Origin of the sequence: Nodosilinea sp. P-1105 (assembly GCF_012911975.1) — a bacterium.
In the GTDB taxonomy this organism is placed as follows: Bacteria; Cyanobacteriota; Cyanobacteriia; order Phormidesmidales; family Phormidesmidaceae; genus Nodosilinea.
This window is the reverse complement of record NZ_SMDQ01000006.1, coordinates 34,166-56,046: the sequence shown is the minus strand read 5'-3', so window position 1 is coordinate 56,046 and position 21,881 is coordinate 34,166. Positions and strand designations below refer to the sequence as shown.

The following is a 21,881-nucleotide window of genomic DNA, read 5'->3' as shown; positions in this document are numbered from 1 at the left end:
GGGGGTAATGGTCAAGGGGAGGCAGTTTCCTTTAAGGTAGCGAGCATTGTCACCAGAGATCGTTACAATCGTCGCCACCGCCGCCTATCTTTATTCAGTAAAAACTCTGCTTCAACAGGTCCCCAGGTACCCGCTTCATAAAAGGGAATAGCACTGGGGTCGGTGGGGGCATCCCAGGCTTGTAGCAGCGGGGTCAGCAGCCGCCAGGACGCCTCCACCTCGTCCCCTCGGGTAAAGAGGGTTTGGTCCGCCAGCATACAGTCAATGATTAATCGAGCATAGGCGTCGGTATTGGCTTGGCCAAAGGCGGCATCGTAGCGAAAGTCCATATCGACGGAACGGGTGCGCAGGGAGTTGCCGGGGGTCTTGACCTCAAACCGCATGGAGATGCCCTCATCCGGCTGAATCCGCAGGGCTAAAACATTGTGGTTCATCTGTTGGGCCGCAGACTGAAACATCAGGTGGGGGACTTCGTTAAAGTGAATAGAAATTTCACTCACTTTTTTGGGCATCCGCTTGCCGGTGCGCATATAGAAAGGCACCCCTTTCCAGCGCCAGTTGTCAATTTCTAGTTTCAGAGCACTAAAGGTCTGTACGGTGGATTCAGGGTTAGCGCCATCCTCTTCCCGGTAGCCTGGAACCGATTGTCCCTTCATCCAGCCGGGGGAATATTGACCCCGCACCGCACATTGGCTCAGATCGTCGATGTCACTGAGGCGGGTAGCTTGTAACACCTTGGTTTTCTCGTTACGAATGCTGTCGGCATCTAGGGAGTTGGGGGCCTCCATAGCCGTCAGGCAGAATAGCTGCATCAAGTGGTTTTGCACCATATCTCGCAACGCACCGGCGGTTTCGTAATAGCCTGCCCGCCCTTCCAAACCAACGGTTTCCGCCACCGTGATTTGCACATGGTCGACAAACTGGCGATTCCATAGGGGTTCAAAAATGGCGTTAGCAAATCGAAACACCATCAGGTTTTGAACGGTTTCTTTACCCAGATAGTGGTCGATCCGGTAGATTTGTTCTTCCTTGCACACCTCCTGCACCACCCGGTTTAGCACTTGGGCAGAGGCGAGATCTTTACCAAAGGGCTTTTCAATGATCAGCCGTTGCTTACTGGGCTCTGCCAGCATGCCAGCCCCTCCCAATTGTTGGGTGGCTTCGCCAAAAAAGCGCGGTGCCACCGACAAGTAAAACACCCGGTTACCTTTGGTACCTCGCTTATCATCCAGTTCGGCCAGAAATGATTTCAGGGATTGGTAAAACGCGGGGTCGTCAATGTCCCCAGGGCTGTAAAACAAGCCTTTGGCAAAGTCGTCCCAAATGGCCTCATACCCAATGCCATTACCAAATTCTTCGATACCTTCGCGCAAGTGCTCGCGAAAGAACTCGTGGCTCCACTGGCGGCGGGCCACCCCGACAATGGTTAATTCTGGGGGGAGTCTTCGTTCCCGCCGCATTTGGTAGATGGCAGGAACAATCTTACGCTGGGTCAGGTCTCCAGACGCCCCAAAAATGACTAGAATCTGAGGCTCGGGAATGCGGTCTTGCTGCAGACCGACGCGCAAGGGATTTTCAAGCAGGGTAACCATAGGCTTTGGAGAACCATCAATGCAAATGTAGCTTTATCTTGCCAGCACTTAACAGAAATCTATGGATACTACAGACCCTCTTAAGCAACCCGGAGCCAAGAGTAGTGCAAGATACATTTTCCCTGGACGCTAACAACAGAGTGCTAATTGGGGGTCATGGTATTTTGCAGCCGACGGCTATGGTCTTGAATGAATGACTCCACCAGGGCAATATCTTCGGTACTGCCGATAATAAATGGGGTTCTTTGATGGAGTTCTGTGGGGATGACATCCAAAATGTCTTGGGTGCCAGTGCTGGCTCGCCCGCCCGCCTGATCAATCAGAAAGGCTAGGGGGGCGGTTTCGTATAGCAGTCTGAGCTTACCCTCTGGCTTTTTAACCGTGCCTGGATAGAGAAAGACGCCTCCCTGCATCAGAATGCGGTGAAAGTCGGCGACTAAGGCGCCGGTATAGCGGGCGGAATATCCCTCATGGCGATGAACGTAGCGGGTAAAGTCGCGGATGGCGTCTTCCCACTGCCAGAAGTTACCTTCGTTAACGCTGTAGGTGGGGCCGTGGGGGGGGACTGTGATATTTTCGGCGGACAGAATAAATTCCCCTAGGCTGGGGTCCAGGGTGAAGGCATGAACCCCCCGACCAATGGAGTACACCAATATAGTGCTGGGGCCATAGAGGATGTAGCCAGCTACGAGCTGCTGACGACCGTCCTGGAGCAGGTCTTTGGCGTCTTGGTCGAGGTCATCCCCCTGCTGGCGGCGGATGGAAAAGATGGAGCCAACGCTTAAGTCAATATCAACATTAGATGAACCATCAATTGGGTCATAGAGCAGGGTATAGCGACCGATGGGGCAATTTTCAGGAATGTAGTAGGGCTTATCCATTTCTTCGGAAGCCAGGCGACACACCAGGCCACTTTGCTTGAATACGGAGATAAACACGTCGTTGGCATAGATATCCATGCGCTTGACCGCTTCGCCCTGCACATTCGTTTCGCCAGTAAAGCCAAGAGCTTCTTCCACTAGCCCAGCTCGGCTTAGGTGGCGGGCGATGAGCTTGCCAGCTAGGGCCAAACGGTTCATCAGGGCACTGATGTCTTGGGCTTCTGAACCAAAACTCTGGAGTTGCTCAAGTACGTGACGCGCTAATGTTTTGCAGTCGCGATCGACAGCAAAGGCGGTGTCGGCAGGCTGATAATCGGCCATCGCTGGCATGTCCTTTTGCGGTAACGGCAGTAGCTATCGAGGTGACAATCACCCTCAGGGTATCCCAGCTAATCCTCTATCCACAAGGTTGGCCAGACCGACCTGGTCGGCTGAGTTCAGTATCCTGACTATGGATGGATGGTTTGTTAGATGGAATACTCTATGAACCTTCCCTATGGTAAGAAGTGGGGCTGGATTCGGAGTCAACCTTTAGAGACACTTTAGCTTTAGCCAGGAGAGGACGCGACTATGGGACGCTACGCCATCATCGGCACGGGAGCGATTGGCGGCTACTACGGGGCTTGTCTGCAGCGGGGCGGGGCTGAGGTGCATTACTTACTGCATCGGGACTATGAGGCGGTAGCGCGCCATGGGCTAGCTGTGCGATCGATCGCGGGGGATTTTACGCTGCCTCAGGTTAACGCCTATAACCGCACCACGGCGATGCCAGCGGTGGATGTGGTGATTATTGCCTTGAAAACCACCCAAAACCATATATTGCCAGAGCTGGTTAAGCCGTTACTGGCACCGGATACGGCTTTGCTGACGCTGCAAAATGGGTTTGCCATTGAAGATGAATTACAGGCTTGGGCGGGCGATCGCCCCATTTGGGGCGGACTCTGTTTTATTTGCTCTAACAAGGTGGGGCCAGGTCAGATTCACCATTTGGACTATGGCCATGTGCTCCTAGGACAGCACTACCCCGACCAAAAACCCAGACCCTTAAGCCCTGTGCTAGCTGGGATAGCGGCTGACTTCAAAGCCGCCCAGATTGCTGTGGATACGACCCCAGATTTGCGCTTGGCCCGCTGGCACAAGCTGGTTTGGAATATTCCGTTTAATGGGCTGTCGGTGGTGATGGATGCCACGACGGAGGGGATGATGGCCGATCCCGATATTCGTCTATTAGCGGGGCAGCTCATGGAAGAGGTTGTAGCGGCGGCCCGTCAGGACGGCGATCGCCTCTCTCCAGGGCAAGGGCGCCACCTCCCGGATGACTTGATTGTCACCATGCTGGCCAATACTGAGCGCATGGCCCCCTACCGGACCAGTATGAAGATCGACTATGACCAGGCCCGCCCCTTAGAAGTGGAAGCCATTTTTGGCAATCCCCTGCGGACGGCCCAGGCGGCGGGGATAGCAGTACCTCGTATCGAGATGCTGTATCACCAGCTGAAGGCATTAGATCGGCAGAACCTAGCGGCCCGTGCGGAGGGTGTCGACCTTGCGGGTAAATAGGTCGGCAAAGATCATAATCACCCGCTTAGGCCGGGTTTTGATATTGGCACTCAGGGACATACCCGATTGCAGCTGCACCGGCTGACCGTTGATCACAATCGATTGTGTCTCCAGGGCAATGTCTGCCGGGAACCGATAGGTCGGGTCGAATTGATCCGGCGGCAAGGCATCAGAACCAATGTGGGTTAGGGTGCCTTTGACATCACCAAACTCACTGTAAGGGAACGAATCGATTCGCACGTCAACCGCCATCCCTTCTCGCACAAAACCAATGTCGCGGTTGGTAATGAACACCCGCGCCACCAGGGCATCTGTGGGAACAATCTCTAGCAAGGGTTCAGTCGAGTTGGCCACAAACCCTGGCTGATTGGTCCTGAGATTAAACACCGTTCCCCCCACCGGAGCCCGCAGCTCCTGATAATCCAGCGTTTTTTGGAGCTCCGCTATCTGACTTTCGAGCTCTTGCAGGCGATTTTCGTTGTCTAACAATGTTTTGCTGAGTTGACTGTCAATGGTGGCAATTTGGTTACTGTTGGCCGCAATCCGCTGCTGCAAGTCATCCTGGGAACCAACCTGAGTATTGCGCAGCTGTTCCTGGGCTTGCACAATGGCGAGTTCCAGGCGCTGTTCTTCTTCGACCAAGCGGTCCACTTCAGTTTGGCGGTTGTTGACCTCCTGACCCTGTTGTTGGAACTGAATACGGCCAATTCCTCCTGCCTCGGCTAATATTTCGATGTCGCTTAAAATTTGCTGGTTCAGCCGTAGAGCCTCCCGAGCATTAGCCAATTGAGCCTGGGTTTGGGTGAGCTGGCGGCGTAGTTGATCCACCTCCAGGGTAGCGATGCGCAGCCTTGACTCGACTTCGGCGGTGGCCGTACGCAGCCGCTGGCGCTGGGCTGGGGGCAGGCTATCACCGGCTAAATCCCCAGCAAGTTGGGCCTGGTACAGGGCGTTTTCTGCCACCAGGGCCGCCCGATTGCTGGTGAGCTGGGCCAAGCTGGGGTCAAGATCGGCGGGGGCGTCGGTGTCTGCCTGGTTAGCCAATTGGGACCGGTAGTAGGCATTTTCTGCCTGTAGCTGGTCGCGAATGGCGACCAAAGCCTTGAGCTGAGCCTGGGTGCTGTCTGGGTCGAACCGCACTAGCGGATCACCGGCCTCGACAGTCTGCCCTTCGGTGACCAAAATCGTCTGCACCACCCCCCCCACCGGCGCTTGCACCGGCTGCACCGAGCCTTGGGGCTCTAACTTACCCTGGGCCGGAATCGCTTCTTCAAACCTGGCCAGAAAAGACCAGCCAATGGTGATTGCCGTAACCCCCACAATGCTCCAGATCACCGCCCGGGACCAGCGCGGCGACTGGCGCAGAATCACAGGCTTATCGAAGCTGTCCAGCTGACGCGACGGCTGGGTCGAGAGGATGGTCTCGCCGTTTTGGTTACCGTTTTGGTTGGGGGAGGTGCCGTTGGTTTGCATGGTAGGGGGGGGATGGGGGGATGGGGGGATGGGGGAGGTGGGGTGATGGGGGGATGGGGTGAAGAAGATGGGGAAGGTGGGGGAGATGGGGGGGATGGGGAGGTGTTAAGAGTGTGGAGGGAGGAGTTTTATGAAGTGCGGGTTTAGATTTCTGAAAGGGTTCAGGGTTTTGAAGGTCGGGTAAAAGGCAGGGTGATCTAACTGGGAAGTGTTCAGCATTGCGGCCCCAGGTTGCCCACCAATATTCAGTCCCCGACCGCTAATGCACCCTACGATTTCAATCCAAAATCCAAAATCTAAAATCCAAAATCCAAAATCCAAAACCTTCCCCATCTTCCCAACTCCTCACCTCCTCACCTCCCCACCTCCCCCTCTCCTCACCCCATACTGGACTGCTGCTGATACAACGTGTAATAACGCCCCTGAAGCGCCATCAGTTCCTCGTGGGTGCCGAGTTCGACGGCAGAGCCCTGGTCCATCACCAGAATCTGGTCGGCTTGCATGATGGTATTGAGCCGGTGGGTGATGAAGAAGACGGTACGGCCTTCGGCCCAGGCTTTGAGGTTAATGGACACCTGATGCTCGGTGTCGTAGTCCAGGGCACTGGTGGCTTCGTCTAAAATCAGCAAACGGGGATTTTGGAGGATGGTGCGGGCGATCGCGATCCGTTGCCGTTGCCCCCCCGATAGATTGGCCCCTCGTTCTCCGACGCGGGTGTTGTAGCCCAGGGGCAGCTCCATAATGAAGTCGTGGCAGCAGGCAGTTTTAGCGGCTGTGATAATGGCACTGGCGTCGGCGTCGGGAATGGTGAGGGCAATGTTGTCTTGAATGGTGCCCTCAAACAGCAGACTATCCTGGGGCACAATGCCGATTTGTCGCCGTAGGGAGTACAGTTCTACCTTGCTGATGTCGTACTGGTCGATTAAGATGCGGCCTGATTCCACTTCGTAGAGGCGGGGCAGCAGCTTCATCAGGGTGCTTTTACCGGAACCGCTTTGGCCGACAATGCCAATAAACGCTCCTGCGGGAAACTCCAGGTTGATATTCATCAATTGCATGGGGCCTGCGGCAGCAAAGCGAAAGGCCACCTGTTCAAAGGTGACCTGGCCGCTAATCTCTGGCATCGGAATTTGGTTGATATCATCGGCATCGGTTTCCTGGGGATGGTCGATGATGTCCGACAGCCGTTCCAGGGAAAGGGCGGTTTCTTGGAAGTTCTGCCACAACTGGGCCAGGCGTAAAATCGGTGCAGTCACATAGCCGGAAATAATCCGAAAGGCGATCAGTTGGCCCAGGGTCAGTTGCCCTTGCAAGACCAGGTATGCCCCGACCCACAACACTAACAGGGCCGACAATTTGTTCAAAAAGGTACTGGCGGAATTGGCTGTGGTGGAAGTCAGCACAGTTTTAAACCCGGCGCTGACATATTCGGCATAGCGTTCTTGCCACTGCCAGCGGGTGCGGAGTTCAATGTTTTGGGCCTTCACCGTCTGAATGCCCGAGAGGGATTCCACCAGCAGGGCCTGAGTGGAGGCATTGCGTTCGGCCTTGGTACGCAACTGGCGCCGAACGATCGGCGCGGCTAGCATGGTCACCAGCACAAACAGCGGGATCGTCACCAGGGCGACTAAGGTGAGGAGCCAGCTGTAAATTAGCATGACTACGATGTACACCACCGAAAACACCGCATCCAATACGACGGTGAGGGCGGTGCCGGTCAAAAACTGGCGGATATTCTCGAGTTCGTTGATCCGACTGGACAGTTCCCCCACCGGGCGGCGATCGAAATAGCGCAGGGGCAGGCGAAACAGGTGATCAATAATTTCTGACCCCAGGGTCATGTCGATGCGGTTGGTGGTATCCACAAACAGGTAGGTGCGCAGACTGGTGAGTAAGGCTTCAAACACCGCCATAATCACCAGAAAAATCCCAAGTACCTGTAGGGTCTCGATACTATTTTGGACAATCACCCGGTCGATGATGATTTGGACAATCAGTGGATTGGCTAGACCGAACAGCTGCACAAAAAACGAGGCGACGAACACCTCCAGCAGAACCCAGCGATATTTCTGAATCGAGGGCCAAAACCACTGCAAGCCAAACCGCTGCTGAGGGGTTTCGCGGGTGGGTTCCAGCAGCAGCACCTCGCCGCTCTCGCCCCAGGTTTCGGCAAAGCTTTGGGGGGTGCGGCGAATCAAGCCTACCGCCGGGTCGCCTAAAATGTAGGCCTGCTCTGAAGTCTCGTAGAGCACCGCAAAGCTCTCTTGCCAGCGGACTAGGCATGGGGTGTTGAGACGGCTAAAGGCGGCGACGGGTACCCGCACCAGTTGGGTTTTCAGGCCCATCATTTCGCTAATGGAGCCGCAGACGGGTAATGACAGCTGACCCATGCGCTCGTGCTGGTTGGCTAAAACCCGCCGAATCACATCCCGCCGAAAAGGCATCGTAAAGTACTGGCTTAACATGTCGAAGCAGGCTAACGCCCCTTCTACATCCCCCCGCCCCCGGGCCAGGGGAAAGGCGCGATCGCGCTTAGGGTCGCCTGGTTGCCCCTGGCCTTCTGCCTCACTCGATCCCAGCATCTGGGCCTCAGTCGCATAGGGAATAGTGGCCCTATCCAACGGAGGATCGGCAGGGGAGTCAGGTACAGCAGGGACCTCGAAGGTCTCAGCCAGCACCTCTGGGGTCAGCCCCAGCAATCTTGCCCCCTGGGGACTCAACACCTCTATGGTCTGCTGCTGGGCTAAGTCTAGGGTGGATCCAACCGATAGATTCAGCACGTTGCCGCCACTGATCAGCCAGGTGAGTGCTGGATCCAGATGGTCGAGGGAGCTGATGCCGTGGGGCAGGGTAGCCAGGGAGGCGCGATCGCAGACCCGCTCAGCCTTGGCCTTCAGATCCCCTGGATCCAGGGCATGGTCTTTAACATGCTGACTGAGGAGGTCAAAGGCTTCGATCAGATACACCTGATCGCGAATAGCCTGGCCAAACTTAGGCTCGTCCTTAACCAGCTGCAAAAAAGTATAGGACGGGAGGGTCAGGGCCAGGACTTCCGTAGAGGCGATCGCGGTCTCACAGGGAACGTCACGAATCAGGCTGATCACCCCCAGCAGGTCTCCCCGCCCCAGACGGCTGAGGGTCGTCGGCTGCTGGTTGCGGGGATCATACCCCAGCAGTCGTACCTGCCCCTCCAGCAGCACAATCACCTGCTGGGTCAGTGCTCCTCGTCGTAGCAACGGCTGACCGAGGCGATAGCGCAACGGTTGAGCCAGTTGCAAGAGCTGCTGCAACGCCGCCTCTGGTAGCAGATCAAAGGGCGGCAGCGTCTGAAAGCTCTGCTGAATTGATACGGGCGTCTGGGACATGGACGGGCCTTAGATAAGCAAAAGGATGGGTCCAAATACAGCGTCAGTCAGGGGGAAAAGCATCAGGCTCGCCACTATCCTAAGGCGTCATGTGGTCAGGTTTGATCAACCTCATAAGTAAGTTAACGTCGGCTTGATACATCAACCTGGGCGGAACCCCAAGGCTGATTTTGGCATCCATGACATTAAGATTACGAATATCCCCTTGCCATTGGATGATTTCGCTGCCCATGCTTGCTTCGTTTCTCCGCCCGCTAAACCTCAGTTGGCTAAGTGTGAGCGTGTTAGCCCTAGGGGCGATCGCTGGCTGCGAAAACTACCCAGCCACTGGCAACACCATTACCACCGGCACCTATGAAGCCACCGCCACCGTCACCTACACCTGGCAGGTGGAGTATGCCCGCCGTTTTGACCGCCGTCAAACCATTCGTCAGGAGCAGTTTGCATCCACGAGTTTAGTCAACCGCAACGGGGTTCAGCCCCAGGGGGCCGTTACTGGCCCCGATGACCAGGGGCTGTGGTGGCCAGCGCTGCCCCCTCGCCCCACGGCGGATGAACTGGAGAATCGTAAGCGGGAAACCATTGAGCGGCGCACTGACCCCCTGATCAGAAAAGACGTCCAATACGCCATCACCTTTGACCATGATGGGCGGCGACGCACCCTGCCCACTGGCCGTAGTGTTTACCGAGAGGCCGCTAGGGCCTATGCCGAGCAGCAGGCCCTAGAGCTCACCTATGGTCCAGCAGAACAGAGCATTGGGGCGGCCCGTCGGATAGCTAGCTTCGATCGCTAGTAACGACTTAGCTCCTCGACATAATATTCGCCAATATCTTGCCCTTGCAACATAATCACTTCATAGCGAACAGTGGCCTCAATTTTTAGGGATTCCCCCACCGGAGGCAGTGGATTCGGGGTCAGCACCCACACCGAGCCAGAGTCATCCGTCAGTTGGTAGAGGTTCTGCCCCACCAGCGGTAAATGCTGATCCACCTGCCCTGATAGGTGCACGGTGCCTTCCCGATGCTGGTTAATGGCGGCGATCGGGGTTGATGTAGCCAGCCAATTGAGCCCCGGTACTTGACTGAGGCGATCGCGCAGCACCAGAGCTGTCGTATCCTCCAGGCTGGCACCACAACTGGCTAGCGCCACCAGCCCTAGGCCCACAAATCCATAGCGCGTCAGACGTTGCATCACTGGCTCCAGTCCACAGTTACAAACAACAATCTTAGGGACTATTTCCCCAGGCAGCAATTCAAGGAATACGCCCAAAATCTGAGACACTGTTGTTTGAAATCCTGGTTATGACGGCCCATCCTATGATTCAACTGCTTGACGGTAAGGCCCTGGCTACCCGGCTTCAAGACGAACTCGCTACAACGATCCAGTCCCTAACCAGTACTGGCCGGCGGCCGCCGGGGCTGGCGGTGATTATGGTCGGCGATAACCCTGCCAGTGCCGCCTATGTGCGCAACAAAGAAAGAGCCTGTACCCGGGTTGGCATTGCCTCCTATGGTCAGCACTTGCCCACCACGGTCACCCAAGCTGAGGTGCTGGCGCTGATTCAGCAGTTGAACGGGAACCCCGATGTGGATGGCATCTTGGTGCAGCTGCCGTTACCCCACCATCTAGATGCAGTAGCCCTGCTACATGCCATTGACCCCAACAAGGATGTGGACGGCTTACACCCAATTAACCTAGGGCGGCTGGTGCGGGGCGAACCGGGCCTACGCAGCTGCACCCCCTATGGGGTGATGCGGCTGCTCAATGCCTATGATATCGACCCCAGTGGGGCCAATGTCGTGGTTGTGGGTCGCAGTATTTTGGTCGGTAAGCCCATGGCCCTGATGCTGCTAGAAGCCAATGCTACGGTGACCATTGCCCACTCCCGGACCCCTGACTTGGCCGCCCTGACCCGCCAAGCTGATATTCTAGTGGCGGCGGTGGGTCGCCCTGGCATGATCAAGGCCACTGACGTCAAACCCAGAGGGATCGTGATTGACGTGGGTATTAACCGCGTGGAGACCCCTGACGGGGCCTCTCGACTGGTGGGCGACATTGATTTTGAATCAGTGGCCTCCGTGGTTCAGGGGATTACCCCGGTGCCCGGCGGGGTGGGCCCCATGACGGTGGCCATGCTGCTTGAAAATACCGTCATGAGCTATCGTAGTCGGATTCAGGTCTAAGCTAGATTTTCTGCGGTTTTCCGTCCAGATGTTACTATCTGGCCTAGCTGAACATTTGGCTTAAAGGTTTAAGATTTATCGTTGTTCGTCTGTTAAAACCCGCATTGCTGCCATGGTGCAAACCGATTCCCTTGATCCCAAAACTTCAGCCTTTGATTTGTCAGCTTACCTGAGCGATCGCCGTCAGCAAGTCGAAGCGGCCATCGATCAAGCCCTAGCTATCCAATATCCCGAAACCCTCTACGAGGCCATGCGCTATTCCATGCTGGCCGGGGGAAAGCGGTTGCGGCCTATCCTTTGTCTAGCCAGCTGTGAGTTGGCTGGCGGAACGATAACCACGGCCATGCCGACGGCCTGTGCGCTGGAAATGATCCACACCATGTCGCTGATTCATGACGACTTACCAGCCATGGACAACGATGACTATCGGCGGGGGCGACTCACTAACCATAAAGTCTATGGGGAAGATGTGGCGATTTTGGCTGGCGATGCCCTCCTCACCTATGCCTTTGAACATGTGGCTGCCCAAACCCAGGACGCCGACCCGGAAAGGGTGTTAAGGGTGATTGCAAACTTGGCTAGAGCCGTGGGCGGCGAGGGACTCGTGGGCGGCCAAATTGTGGATTTAGCCAGCGAGGGTAATCCCGACATTACCTTAGATACTTTGACCTATATCCATAATCATAAGACGGCGGCTCTGCTAGAGGTTTCTGTCACCTCGGGAGCCATTCTAGCCGGGGCCACTGATACAGACGTTGAGCAACTAAGGCAGTACGCCCAGCGGATTGGGTTAGCCTTCCAAATCGTGGATGACATTCTAGATATTACGGCCACTTCTGAAACCCTGGGCAAGTCGGCGGGTAAAGATGTGGCCGCCCAAAAGGCCACGTATCCCAGCCTATGGGGACTGGAAGAGTCTCGCCATCAGGCCCAAACGTTAATTGCCTCAGCTAAGGCGGCTCTCGATGGCTTTGGGGAGCTACGCCAACCCCTGCTGGCCATCGCCGATTACATTATCAACCGCACCTACTAAGGCTTAGGGTAAGCTGATGGAAAATTTTAGCGATATTCTGGACAACCATGTACTGTTGGTGGCCCTAATTGCCTGTTTTACGGCCCAGATCATCAAGGCCATAATTGAAGTGATCTGGCATCGCAAGCTAAATTTACGGGTGCTGGTAGGTACGGGGGGGATGCCTAGTGCCCATTCTGCCCTGGTGACGGCCCTAACCTGCGGCATTGGTCAGACCCTGGGCTGGGCCAGTCCTACGTTTGCCGCCACCCTCGTCTTCTCAATTATTGTCATGTATGACGCTGCTGGGGTGCGCCAAGCCGCAGGTAAGCAGGCCAAGGTATTGAACCAAATTATTGATGAGCTGTTTCAAGAGAAGCCCGAGTTCAGCGAAGATCGTCTAAAGGAGCTACTCGGCCACACCCCCTTTCAAGTGATTGTGGGGTCAGCCTTGGGGGTGGTGATTTCGTATTTAGCTAGCCCAGCTTACTGACATTGCCTGTCTACCGGTGCACGGTAAGTCTTACTGTGTTGAAGCAACCTCCCTGAAGATACAAGGCTTTTGCCAAGCGCTTACCCTAATTTTTAGCTTTGACAGATCCCTAAGGTTGAAGCGCCACCGCTGGGGTCAGCATCACCACTTCCTGGCTATTCACAATGAATGCTGGAATCCCATAGCCCGACAGCACCGACAGGGTAGAGGCGGCTCCTTCCACATCGGGGCTATAGGCAATCAACAGATAGGACCGTTGCCGATACACAGATAACCCCACGGCCTGGCCAATCTGCTGCTGAATCGCGATCGCGGTTTCCGGTTGATATTGATAGTCAAACAGCACCGCAAAGCCCTCTCCCAGGGGTTGGGGCGCAAAAGTGGCCTCCGTTGGCTGCTGGGGGGCCGGAGTGGGCTGGCTTTCCTGGTCAGGAGCTGGGGGCGTCTCCTGGTTAGGGGTAGTGGTCTCTGGAGGGGTAGTCTCGGGGGCAGGAGACGGTTGTTGGGTCGTCGTGGTTGCCGGTCGGGCCACAAAGGCTTGAAGCCCTTCTACTTCGGTCATGTACTGAGCCCAGGCATTGGCATTTTCTAAATTGGAAAAGCCACCGGCCCGCACCACCGTATCACTCAGGTAGTCGCAGATCATCACCGTACTGTTGGACGGTAGGGTTTCCTGAACTCGGTTGCGTTCGGCCTCGGTACTGCCGCGCACGAGCAACAAATATTCATTAGCTGAGGGGGGAGGGCAGGGGGGGAATTCAGCCACCGCAGCGGGCACAGGGGCGAGCCAAGCGACGGCAAGCCCCCCCAATGTCCCCATCCAGCTGCGGCCAACCGCCACCAAGCTAATTCTCTGCTGCCGCCCAAACACCTTGTTCATTGTTTCCTTTGTTACCACAACCTGCCAGCGATTTTAGCCCAAACCGTTTGGTTTCGGGGGCAGATTAATAAATTCCCAAGGATGTTTCCCCCCTATCCTGAATCTAGGAGGCGACTGAGCTCAGGGAAGCTAATGGGTCGGGAATACTGTCAGAGGGGGCTTGAAATTCGCCAGTGGCCACATATTCAAACCGCAGCTTGGCCCAGGTAATAAAGGTTTTGCTGGTGGAAACCAGGGCCGCTGCTGGCTGAGGGCAACTGGCTTTGACGGCGGCTAATTCGGGTGCTTCTAAAAAGGCAGGGGAGCGTACCAGCCAAAAGTCCACTGGTTGCTCTTGTTCCTGGTAGTAACGGTGACGCTCCTTCAGCACCTCCTCTAAGGGCTCTTCATCAATCAAAAATTTCTCGCTGGCAACAGCGTAGTAATAGGTGGTCATGGCAATCTCTTTATCTCCCTTGAATGATCTGTTTCATTTCGCTCACAGCCCGTTCTAGACCCACTAAAGCAGCCCGGCTAATAATGCTATGGCCAATGTTAAGCTCTTCCATGCCTGGAATCATAGCCACCTCAACGGTGTTCCAGTAGGTTAGCCCATGACCCGCATTAACCCGTAGCCCCTGGCCCAGAGCTTGCCGAGTACCTTCGGCTAAAATGCTCAGCTGCTGTTGGCGATCGCCCTCAGCTTTAGCATTGGCATAGGGGCCAGTGTGTAACTCAATAAACTGCGCCTGGGTCTGAGCTGACGCCTGAATTTGTTTGGCTTCGGCATCAATAAACAGACTGACCGGAATAGCCGCCCCTTGCAGGGCTTTCACCACATGGGTGATCCGTTCCAGTTGCCCGACTACATCTAGCCCACCTTCAGTGGTCACCTCTTCTCGCCGTTCCGGTACCAGAGTGACATAATCTGGCTTAACATCCAGGGCAATGACCACCATCTCATCGGTGGCAGCCATTTCCAAATTCAGGTGGGTGCGCACCGTCTGGCGCAGCAACCGCACATCACGGTCCTGGATGTGGCGACGGTCTTCCCGTAGGTGAACGGTAATACCGTCAGCCCCGGCCAACTCCGCTAGCACAGCGGCGGCCACAGGATCGGGCTCGACAGTGCGGCGGGCTTGGCGGAGGGTAGCAATGTGATCGATATTAACTCCCAGGGTAGGCAATCCAGTGGCTCCTAGCAATGACTGAGGTTTAAGTAAGGCCGCCTTTGATCCTACCCCATGGATCCCCCTGATTTGAACGGATTTCCCAGGATTACAAATCGATTGGATAGGTTACCGAGGGTTTTGGATCCGCCGTTGTTCCCGCTGCCGTTCCAGCTAGGGGGGTGGGTAGCTCAGATGCGCTTTCCCCAAGGGTCCAATCAGCGCTGCCATCAGGATCACCGGCATCTGCGATCGCGACCCCTAGAAGCCGCAAATCAGAACGGCTCAGCAGTCGTTCCAACCAGGTTACTAATGGGGCTTTAGCGGTGTAACCAGGGCGGGTGACGACAACTAAACCATCAGTGGCGGTGGCTAACACCAGGGCATGATTGCTTTGATTTAGGGCTGGGGCATCCAGCAGCACTAGGTCAAAGCGAGCTCGGGCGGTGGCTAAAAACTGCTGCATTTCATCAGACTCTAAGACGGCGGCCTGAAGCGGTGTCTGAGGACTGGGGGCGATGTACAGATTTTCTATGTCTGGCACCATTTGAATCGGATTCTGATAGCGTCCAGCGTAATAGTGGAGGGGTTCTAGAACTGATGGCCTCGATATCCCTAACCAAGTGCAGCAAGAGGCTTGACCCACGTTCATTTCGATAATCAGGGTACGACGACCGGCCTGGGCGGCAGCAATGCCCAAGTTAATCGCTGTGGTTGTTTTGCCCGCCTGTGGGTGGATGCTGGTTAGCAGGATACAGGTGGGGGTAACCGCTGAATCTTCCTGAGCAGATCCCCTGTGGATCAGCTGTAGATTGCTGCGCAGGCGCTCATAGTCTGCCAGTAAAGCTGGCTGGGCCGATAGCACCAGGGGCGACCCTGAGGCGACAGTCAGAGTTGGCATCAGGCCCAACAGGGGTACCTCAAGCACTTGTAGTAGGTCCTGCAAGTCGTCGTGGGTGTGTAACGTACCATCGACTTGATCCAGCAGGCTGGCGACGGCGATAGCTAGGCCGAGCCCCAAGCCGCCGCCTAGGGCCATGATCGCTAGAGGCGGCAGGCTTAGTCGTTCGAGTAGCGCTGTGGTAGGCCATTGGGCCACTGTTAAACTGCTGACGGTTTCAGCGGCAGCCGCCTCGGCATCGATCCGCTTAGCTTGAATTTGGTCGTACAGAGCCTGGTTCAAGGCCACCTGCTGAGCCAAGCGATCGCGCTCTAGCTGCTTATTCGGTAACCCGGCGTACTGCTGGCGCAGCTGACCATCCGTCTGGGCTAGCACCTGCTGCTGCTGCTGTAGGGCTTCCCGCTCCGTGGTTAGGGCCACCAGCTGATTCGCCAAATTAATTCGAGCTGGATCCAGTGTACTGCTGCGCCGCACCTGGCTGAGGGAGGGCTGTGGGGCTGGTCCTCCCCCCATCACTCCCATCACTTCCGTGGCCCGGTCTTGCAAGAGGGCATTGTAGGCGTCCAGGTTTTGGCGCAGGTCCTGGATGGTGGGATGGGCCTCCCGCAAACTGTCGGCCAGCAGCGCCAGCTGGGCTTCGGCATCTAAAATTTGCGATCGCAGTTGGGCAATCATTGGGTCCGCACTCAGGGCAGCGGCAGTCAATGCTTCTTCTGGAGACAGGCCCAGCTGCTGTTGCAAGCTCTGAATTTGGGAGTTTAGACTGGCGAGGGCTAGTTGGTTCTGCCGTTGTTGTTGTTGCCCCCCTGAAATCGCCCCTAGCAAACTGCCATCTAAGGCGGCTTGAATGGCGGGTCCCTCCTCGCGATCGTAAGCCTCCAGTGCTGCTTCGGCAGTGCGTAAGTCGGCTTCAATGGCGGGCAATCGCTCATCTAGAGCGGTTAAAATTTCCTGCAACTGGGCCCGGTTCGCCACCCGACTGAGTTCAACCATGCCTTCAAACAGTAAGGTCAGCCCGGCCTGGGCCCAATCTGAATTCGGGTGGTCAAAGGTCACCCTCACCCTCAACACCTCGTCGTCATCCCCATCCAGGTGTAATTGAGTGCGATCGCGGATGGTCTCAGGCTCTAGATCAACCCCCTGATCCCTGAGCTCTGCCGAAACCCGCTGCAGCAAAACCTCCGCCAACAGAAAATCTTCTGAAATAATCCCCTGGCCCCGCTGTTGCACCTCGCTACCTGTCGCCGTCAAAGCCACCACAGGACTATTGGGTATCAGGCTGCCTTCAGCTCGATACAGAGGAGGCCGGGGCGGTCGCAGCGCCATCACCGTAGATAGCCCCAGTACCCCCAACAAGCTAGCTAAACTGGCCCATCGATGGCGATCCAGAGCGAGCCAATACCGTTTCAGCGCTGTAGAGGCCATAGCTGGGTTTTACTCCTAAGGTCTAAAGAGTGAATCAGCCGCATTGGCCAACGAGTCAAAAAATAATAAGAAGCCCAAGACATCGCGAAAGGGCTGGGTAAACACGTTTAACCCATAGGTCACCCGAGCCAACAGATTGCGATCTACGACCAGCACATCGTTGTCTTGTAACGCAATATTTTGGCCCATGTCCCCTGCGATCGCCGCTGCCGCATCGACCATGATTGTATCGGCCGATTCGGTTTCAGGATTAAACCGGATAACCGCGATCCGATCGTAGGCGGCTAAGTCAGGATTCACCTGAGCTAGGGCCAACGCATCTAGGAACCGACTACCATTGGGTAGGGTCACCGCCCCAAACCGAGCCTCAATGCCTCGGCCACCCCCGGCCCGGTTCAAAACACGCACCACAATCTCTGGCCTGGCCAGCGTTGATCTGGCGACTAGGGCGCGATCGTAATCATCATCATTGTCATGGGTCAAACGGGGTACCGTGACCACATCCCCGTCTTGCAGCCTGACTTGCGGTAGGGCTCGCCCCTGTTGTAACGGCTTAAACAAGTCGATGGTTTGATGGATCGAGCGGCCAGAGGGGTGGCTGCGCTCTATCCTCACACGCCGTAAATCGGCCTCCGTCGTCGTTCCTCCTGCAGATAACAGGGCGGTCGACAACTGGGGCGCTGTTAGGGGATGAAACCCTGGACGTGGGACTTCCCCCACGACGGTTACCTCCACAGGGCGCTGCCCCGTCAAAATCACAGCTATGTCAGGATTCACTACATATTGGTTATAGCGATCGTAGATGCGACGCTCAGCTTGCTCAGGGGTTAACCCCACCAGGTTGATGGATCCCCCCAGAGGCATAACCACATTGCCGCGCAAATCCAGAGTAGCCTCAAAGCTAAGATCAGGAAACCGCTGCACCCCAACAAAAATACTATCCCCAGGCCCTAGGCGATAGCTCGGGAAATCACACTCCTCCATAGGGTCTGCCACGATTGCTCCTCCCTGATCCAGAGCATCTCCCTCAGGCATAGATAGGCGGCTCTGTCCCCCTTGATTAAGTCCCTGGCAAGGGTCAAAGCGCAAGATAGAGGAACGATCTTGGGTTGCTGGTACTTGGGCGATCGCCAACTCCGGCAATACCACAGCCCACAGCCCCACTAAACCAGCACCACACCAGTGCAACCACAGACAGCAAAATAAATATCGACTCACGATACATTTAATCCTAAAGTGATTCTATGCCAAACCCAGCTCGGGGGTTGGAGGGCTCCCACAGGCAAAACTCCAGGGTTGAACTTGGTGTAGCCCAGTCCCCCCTGCTTCAATGCGATGGATAACGCCCCATTCGTAAAAGCTTTATATTCTATGCGTGAATATAAACTTTTCGGCAATATCACTGATCTCTCCCCTGAACAAGCCCATCACAAGGCCTATGCTAGCTATGGTTAAGCTTAATGATTCCATCTGTCTGTTTCATCAAGTTTAATTTCTCGAATATTTAAGTTAACTTCACAAGACCTACAAGTAATTGTCCTGAAACTATTGTTTACTGTATATCTATTGATTAACTTATCTTCTATCTTTGCTCCTCAGTCCTTGAGGAAAACACTGTATTGTCGTCATGTTTGAGTTATCCTGATTTTATCCTTTGAATCTTAAAGATTAAATCTTGCTAAGTTTTACCCGTAAATGAGTGGCGAATGACGAAGCTAAGACAAGCATCAAAGCTGATACAGCTAATATAATTACGAGATATTCAGTGTGCATTTCCCTAACGCCATGTTCCGCTAGTCGCCCAGAAGTAGCAGTATTGATATGAACAATAGAGAGTCCATCGATTTGAATCTTCACCAGGTCGACAGGTCTATCAGAGAGTCTGGTTTACTGGCAGCTGGAGCCTTTGCCGGCTGTGTCGCTTTGGCTGCCCTCGCTGCAACCCAGGTGACGCCCGAGTATACAGCTGATTCCAGGCTTTTATTTACGAAGGTGGATCGAACAGCTGTTCTAACTGGGTTTGGAGGAGATGAAAGACAGCTGCAGTCGCTGCTGGGTGATCAAACGCCGCTGACAACTCAAATAGAGGTGATCCGCTCTCGACCTCTGCTTCAAGAGACCATTGATGTTCTGAATCTTGAGAACGAAGGTGGAGAACCTCTCACCCCAAGGGACCTCGATAGATCTCTTGATGTTAGCATTATTGGCGGCACCGATGTTGTTGAGGTCTTATACACCAACCCTGACCCCGAAATTGCGGCATCGGTGGTCAATACTCTGGTAGACAAGTATCGAGAAGTTGCCATTGAAACGAACCGGGCGGAAGCCAGACAAGCCAGAGAATTCTTACTGGCCCAGTTACCCCAATCTGAGGCTGTCGTTCGCCAGGCTGAGCTAGAACTTCGAAGCTTCCTCGAGCAAAATCAGATTGGGGTTTTGGATGAAGAAGCTCGATCTCTAGTGGCTCGTCTAGAAGTATTGTCAAATCAAATAGCAACTGTTCAATCTAGCTTAGAGTCTGCTGGAACTCAAGTTTCAGCGCTTCAGGGTAAGTTACAACTTAATCCCCAGGATGCGTTACAAGTTGGCATCCTGAGTCAGAATCCTGGCGTACAGGAAGCTATCCTTTCCCTGCAAGAGGTGGAACGTGACCTGGCTGCTCAACAAGCCCGGTTTAGTGCTGATAGCCCTGTCGTCAGGCAGCTCAGGTCTCAGCAAGAGTCACTACAAGCATTTCTTGCTGAACAAATTAATTTAGTCGGTGGTTCCGCCTCAGCCCCTAACAGATTAGTTCAGGGGTCGACAAACGGGCAAAGTATCACCCAAGCTTTAATTCAGAACTTTCTCGATACAGAGCTAGAATACTCGGGCTTGCAGCAACAATTGTCTGTGCTCAGAAACTATGAGACAGAATATCAAAACAGGCTATCAAATGTTCCTTCGTTGAGTGCAGAGCAAAGGGCCCTAGAGCGGCGTATTGAGGTCGCTGAAGAAACCTATAGCGCTCTACTAACTCGGCTTCAAGAGCTGGAAGTTCAAGAAAATGAAACCACCTACAACACAAGGATAATTCAACCCGCAACACCACCTACAGACCCTGATTCAGGAGCTAAACTCCGAATTGTAGCTATTGGTGTGATGGCCGGCACCCTGCTTGCGATCGCTATCATCCTGATTTCAGAACTCATGCGATCTAAGGCAGTTACCCGCTCTCTTCAAGGTATGACATCCGCTAGTAGTATCGAAAGTTTAGAATCTGCCACTTCAGCCAAAGATGAGTAGCAGCACCATAATCAGTAGTATTCTGGCAAACTCATGCTCAAAGTCAGCCAATACATAAGTAATAATGCTCTGCTTTTACTGAGCAAGGCAGAGCAAATATTCACTGTGGCGTCCTTAGTTCTATATACAAATGCAGTTATACCGCTGTTAATTATTCAGGGCGCCAGTGAAGGGGATGGCGTAGACATTACCACCTTTGACTTTTCAATTCTCAACCTATTGTTTGTCCTCAACTATCTAGTTGTTTTTAGCCTTCTATTCCTAAGGTGGCAGAAAGTTTTGCACTTTATCTCCCAAAACTTACTGTTTCTCGGATTTATGTTGATAGTGCCCCTCTCATTTGCTTGGTCAGCAGCCCCTGACAGAACGCTGACCGGGTCTATTGGTATGATTGGCACGACCATGTTTGGTCTTTATATTGCTAGTCGTTTTACCCTTAAGGAGCAGCTTAAGCTAGTTGCCTGGGCTTTTGGAATAGTTGTTGTTCTCAGCATCCTCTTTATTGTGGCTTTACCCCAATATGGAATCATGGGGGGAGTCCATGCTGGTGCTCCCAGAGGTGTGTTCACCCACAAGAACGGTCTTGGGAAATTTATGGTTCTCAGCCTAATGGCCTTTTTGCTCTTAGTCACTAGCCCCGGCTCCAAAAAGTTGATTCCTTGGTTGGGGATAGCTGCTAGTGCGGGGTTGATCATCGCCTCGGCCTCAGCGGGAGCGTTATTAAACGGTGTGATGCTGACCGTAATTGTACTTTTATCTAGTCAGGTATTTAGACTGAGGTTGCCATTTTTCGTTTCTGTATTTTTACTGTCGATACTCTTGGCGCTAAGTGTTATCGTTTGGTTTACTGAGATTGCAACACCAGTCTTAGACCTCTTTGAGCGAGATTTGACATTGACAGGGCGTACAGACATTTGGCCTGCAGTCATCCAAAAGATTCAGGAAAGGCCTTGGTTGGGATATGGATTCAGTGGTTTTTGGCATGGTACTCAAGGGGAATCTGCTGATGTAATTCGTACATTGCGTTGGAGAGTACCAGACTCCCATAATGGTTTTCTGGACTTAGCTTTACAGCTTGGCTTAGTGGGCTCTGTAGTCTTTGCTTTGGTAATCTGGTTAACTCTAATCAAATCAGTTGCCTTAGTTAAAATGCGATTTTGCCCAGAATACCTGTGGCCAGTTGTTTTACTATCCTATGCATTCATAGTCAATTTTTCTGAGTCAACCTTGCTGGCCCAAAACAGTTTTTTCTGGATCCTGCTTTCAAGTGCAGTGATATCGGTTTCCACCGAATTCAAGAACTTGATTTCTCAGCCGGAAGAACTGGCAAAGCAAATTAAAGGCTTAGCCTAATACTTGAGACGCAGTCCAAGCAGTTTTCATATGTTCATCATATATATCGTTAGTTTTAGTCGACATAAATGTAAAAGCCAAATGTGCTTACTGAGCAAGTGATCACTAATCTTTTATTGGAATGTTTAGTCTTTGTTTTTGCGACTAGAACTAGCACCTTATGATGTAACTGCGCAATATAGATTAAAAGTCCTATCCAGTGATCTACGACGGAAATTATTCATCTACTTCTACTAATAACATCTACTTCTACTAATAAATATTTTGACTTAGAGTAGGATTTTCTTGTTTGCTTCTGCCTCACTGCACCAGGTGCTATATTTTCCATGTCA

17 protein-coding genes are annotated in these 21,881 nt (G+C 54.0%); 7 read left to right on the top strand and 10 right to left on the bottom strand.

The genetic code is table 11. From position 1 onward, the window contains the following. Positions 1-62: 62 nt before the first annotated feature. Positions 63-1,592 (bottom strand): glucose-6-phosphate dehydrogenase, encoded by a 1,530-nt coding sequence (gene zwf / locus E1H13_RS04310; protein ID WP_169612174.1) that lies wholly within the window; start codon positions 1,590-1,592, stop codon positions 63-65. 143 nt (positions 1,593-1,735) lie between these two features. Beyond that, positions 1,736-2,794, bottom strand: a complete 1,059-nt coding sequence (gene fbp / locus E1H13_RS04305) for a class 1 fructose-bisphosphatase (protein WP_169612173.1) — start codon at positions 2,792-2,794, stop codon at positions 1,736-1,738. Positions 2,795-3,043: 249 nt separating this feature from the next. Between fbp and E1H13_RS04300 the strand changes: the two genes are divergently transcribed. After that, entirely contained in the window at positions 3,044-4,033 is a 990-nt protein-coding gene (locus E1H13_RS04300; RefSeq protein WP_169612172.1) for a putative 2-dehydropantoate 2-reductase, read from the top strand. Here E1H13_RS04300 and E1H13_RS04295 read toward each other — a convergent pair. Both E1H13_RS04295 and E1H13_RS04290 read right to left on the bottom strand, forming a co-directional pair. Continuing rightward, positions 3,992-5,506, bottom strand: coding sequence for an HlyD family efflux transporter periplasmic adaptor subunit (locus E1H13_RS04295; protein ID WP_169612171.1), 1,515 nt, complete (start codon positions 5,504-5,506; stop codon positions 3,992-3,994). The genes E1H13_RS04300 and E1H13_RS04295 overlap by 42 nt on opposite strands. A 377-nt stretch (positions 5,507-5,883) precedes the next feature. Next, positions 5,884-8,871, bottom strand: a complete 2,988-nt coding sequence (locus E1H13_RS04290) for a type I secretion system permease/ATPase (RefSeq protein ID WP_169612170.1) — start codon at positions 8,869-8,871, stop codon at positions 5,884-5,886. Between the two features lie 230 nt (positions 8,872-9,101). Between E1H13_RS04290 and E1H13_RS04285 the strand changes: the two genes are divergently transcribed. Next, a complete protein-coding gene (locus E1H13_RS04285; protein WP_169612169.1) occupies positions 9,102-9,665 on the top strand; it encodes a hypothetical protein in 564 nt (187 codons plus the stop codon). Here the strand turns inward: E1H13_RS04285 and E1H13_RS04280 are convergent. Next, positions 9,662-10,063, bottom strand: coding sequence for a hypothetical protein (locus E1H13_RS04280; protein ID WP_169612168.1), 402 nt, complete (start codon positions 10,061-10,063; stop codon positions 9,662-9,664). The genes E1H13_RS04285 and E1H13_RS04280 overlap by 4 nt on opposite strands. A 110-nt stretch (positions 10,064-10,173) precedes the next feature. Here E1H13_RS04280 and folD point away from each other — a divergent pair, with 110 nt between their 5' ends. From folD to E1H13_RS04265, 3 genes are all read left to right on the top strand, one after another. After that, complete coding sequence (gene folD, locus E1H13_RS04275) at positions 10,174-11,055, top strand: bifunctional methylenetetrahydrofolate dehydrogenase/methenyltetrahydrofolate cyclohydrolase FolD (protein ID WP_240966446.1); 882 nt, start codon at positions 10,174-10,176, stop codon at positions 11,053-11,055. Between the two features lie 112 nt (positions 11,056-11,167). Then, positions 11,168-12,088, top strand: a complete 921-nt coding sequence (crtE, locus tag E1H13_RS04270) for a geranylgeranyl diphosphate synthase CrtE (RefSeq protein ID WP_169612167.1) — start codon at positions 11,168-11,170, stop codon at positions 12,086-12,088. Positions 12,089-12,104: 16 nt separating this feature from the next. Beyond that, the gene (locus E1H13_RS04265) at positions 12,105-12,560 is read left to right on the top strand and encodes a divergent PAP2 family protein (protein WP_169612166.1); all 456 of its coding nucleotides are present in this window, start codon (positions 12,105-12,107) and stop codon (positions 12,558-12,560) included. A gap of 109 nt (positions 12,561-12,669) precedes the next feature. On the opposite strand, the gene E1H13_RS04260 is transcribed toward E1H13_RS04265, so the two are convergent. The 5 genes from E1H13_RS04260 to E1H13_RS04240 all read right to left on the bottom strand — a co-directional run bounded on the left by E1H13_RS04260 (position 12,670) and on the right by E1H13_RS04240 (position 18,132). Beyond that, positions 12,670-13,440, bottom strand: coding sequence for a hypothetical protein (locus E1H13_RS04260; RefSeq protein WP_169612165.1), 771 nt, complete (start codon positions 13,438-13,440; stop codon positions 12,670-12,672). A 103-nt stretch (positions 13,441-13,543) separates the two neighbouring features. Further along, positions 13,544-13,876, bottom strand: a complete 333-nt coding sequence (locus E1H13_RS04255) for an MgPME-cyclase complex family protein (RefSeq protein ID WP_169612164.1) — start codon at positions 13,874-13,876, stop codon at positions 13,544-13,546. A gap of 10 nt (positions 13,877-13,886) precedes the next feature. Further along, on the bottom strand, positions 13,887-14,606 hold the full coding sequence (locus E1H13_RS04250; protein WP_169612163.1) for a pyridoxine 5'-phosphate synthase: 720 nt from the start codon (positions 14,604-14,606) through the stop codon (positions 13,887-13,889). A 91-nt stretch (positions 14,607-14,697) separates the two neighbouring features. Then, entirely contained in the window at positions 14,698-16,914 is a 2,217-nt protein-coding gene (locus tag E1H13_RS04245; protein WP_169612162.1) for an AAA family ATPase, read from the bottom strand. A gap of 15 nt (positions 16,915-16,929) precedes the next feature. Further along, the gene (locus E1H13_RS04240; protein ID WP_347404118.1) at positions 16,930-18,132 is read right to left on the bottom strand and encodes a polysaccharide biosynthesis/export family protein; all 1,203 of its coding nucleotides are present in this window, start codon (positions 18,130-18,132) and stop codon (positions 16,930-16,932) included. A 603-nt stretch (positions 18,133-18,735) separates the two neighbouring features. Here E1H13_RS04240 and E1H13_RS04235 point away from each other — a divergent pair. Together E1H13_RS04235 and E1H13_RS04230 are read left to right on the top strand one after the other, a co-directional pair. Then, positions 18,736-20,196: a GumC family protein gene (locus tag E1H13_RS04235; protein WP_169612161.1), complete on the top strand. Its 1,461-nt coding sequence runs from the start codon at positions 18,736-18,738 to the stop codon at positions 20,194-20,196. 33 nt (positions 20,197-20,229) lie between these two features. After that, entirely contained in the window at positions 20,230-21,549 is a 1,320-nt protein-coding gene (locus E1H13_RS04230; RefSeq protein WP_169612160.1) for an O-antigen ligase, read from the top strand. Positions 21,550-21,881: the final 332 nt, after the last annotated feature.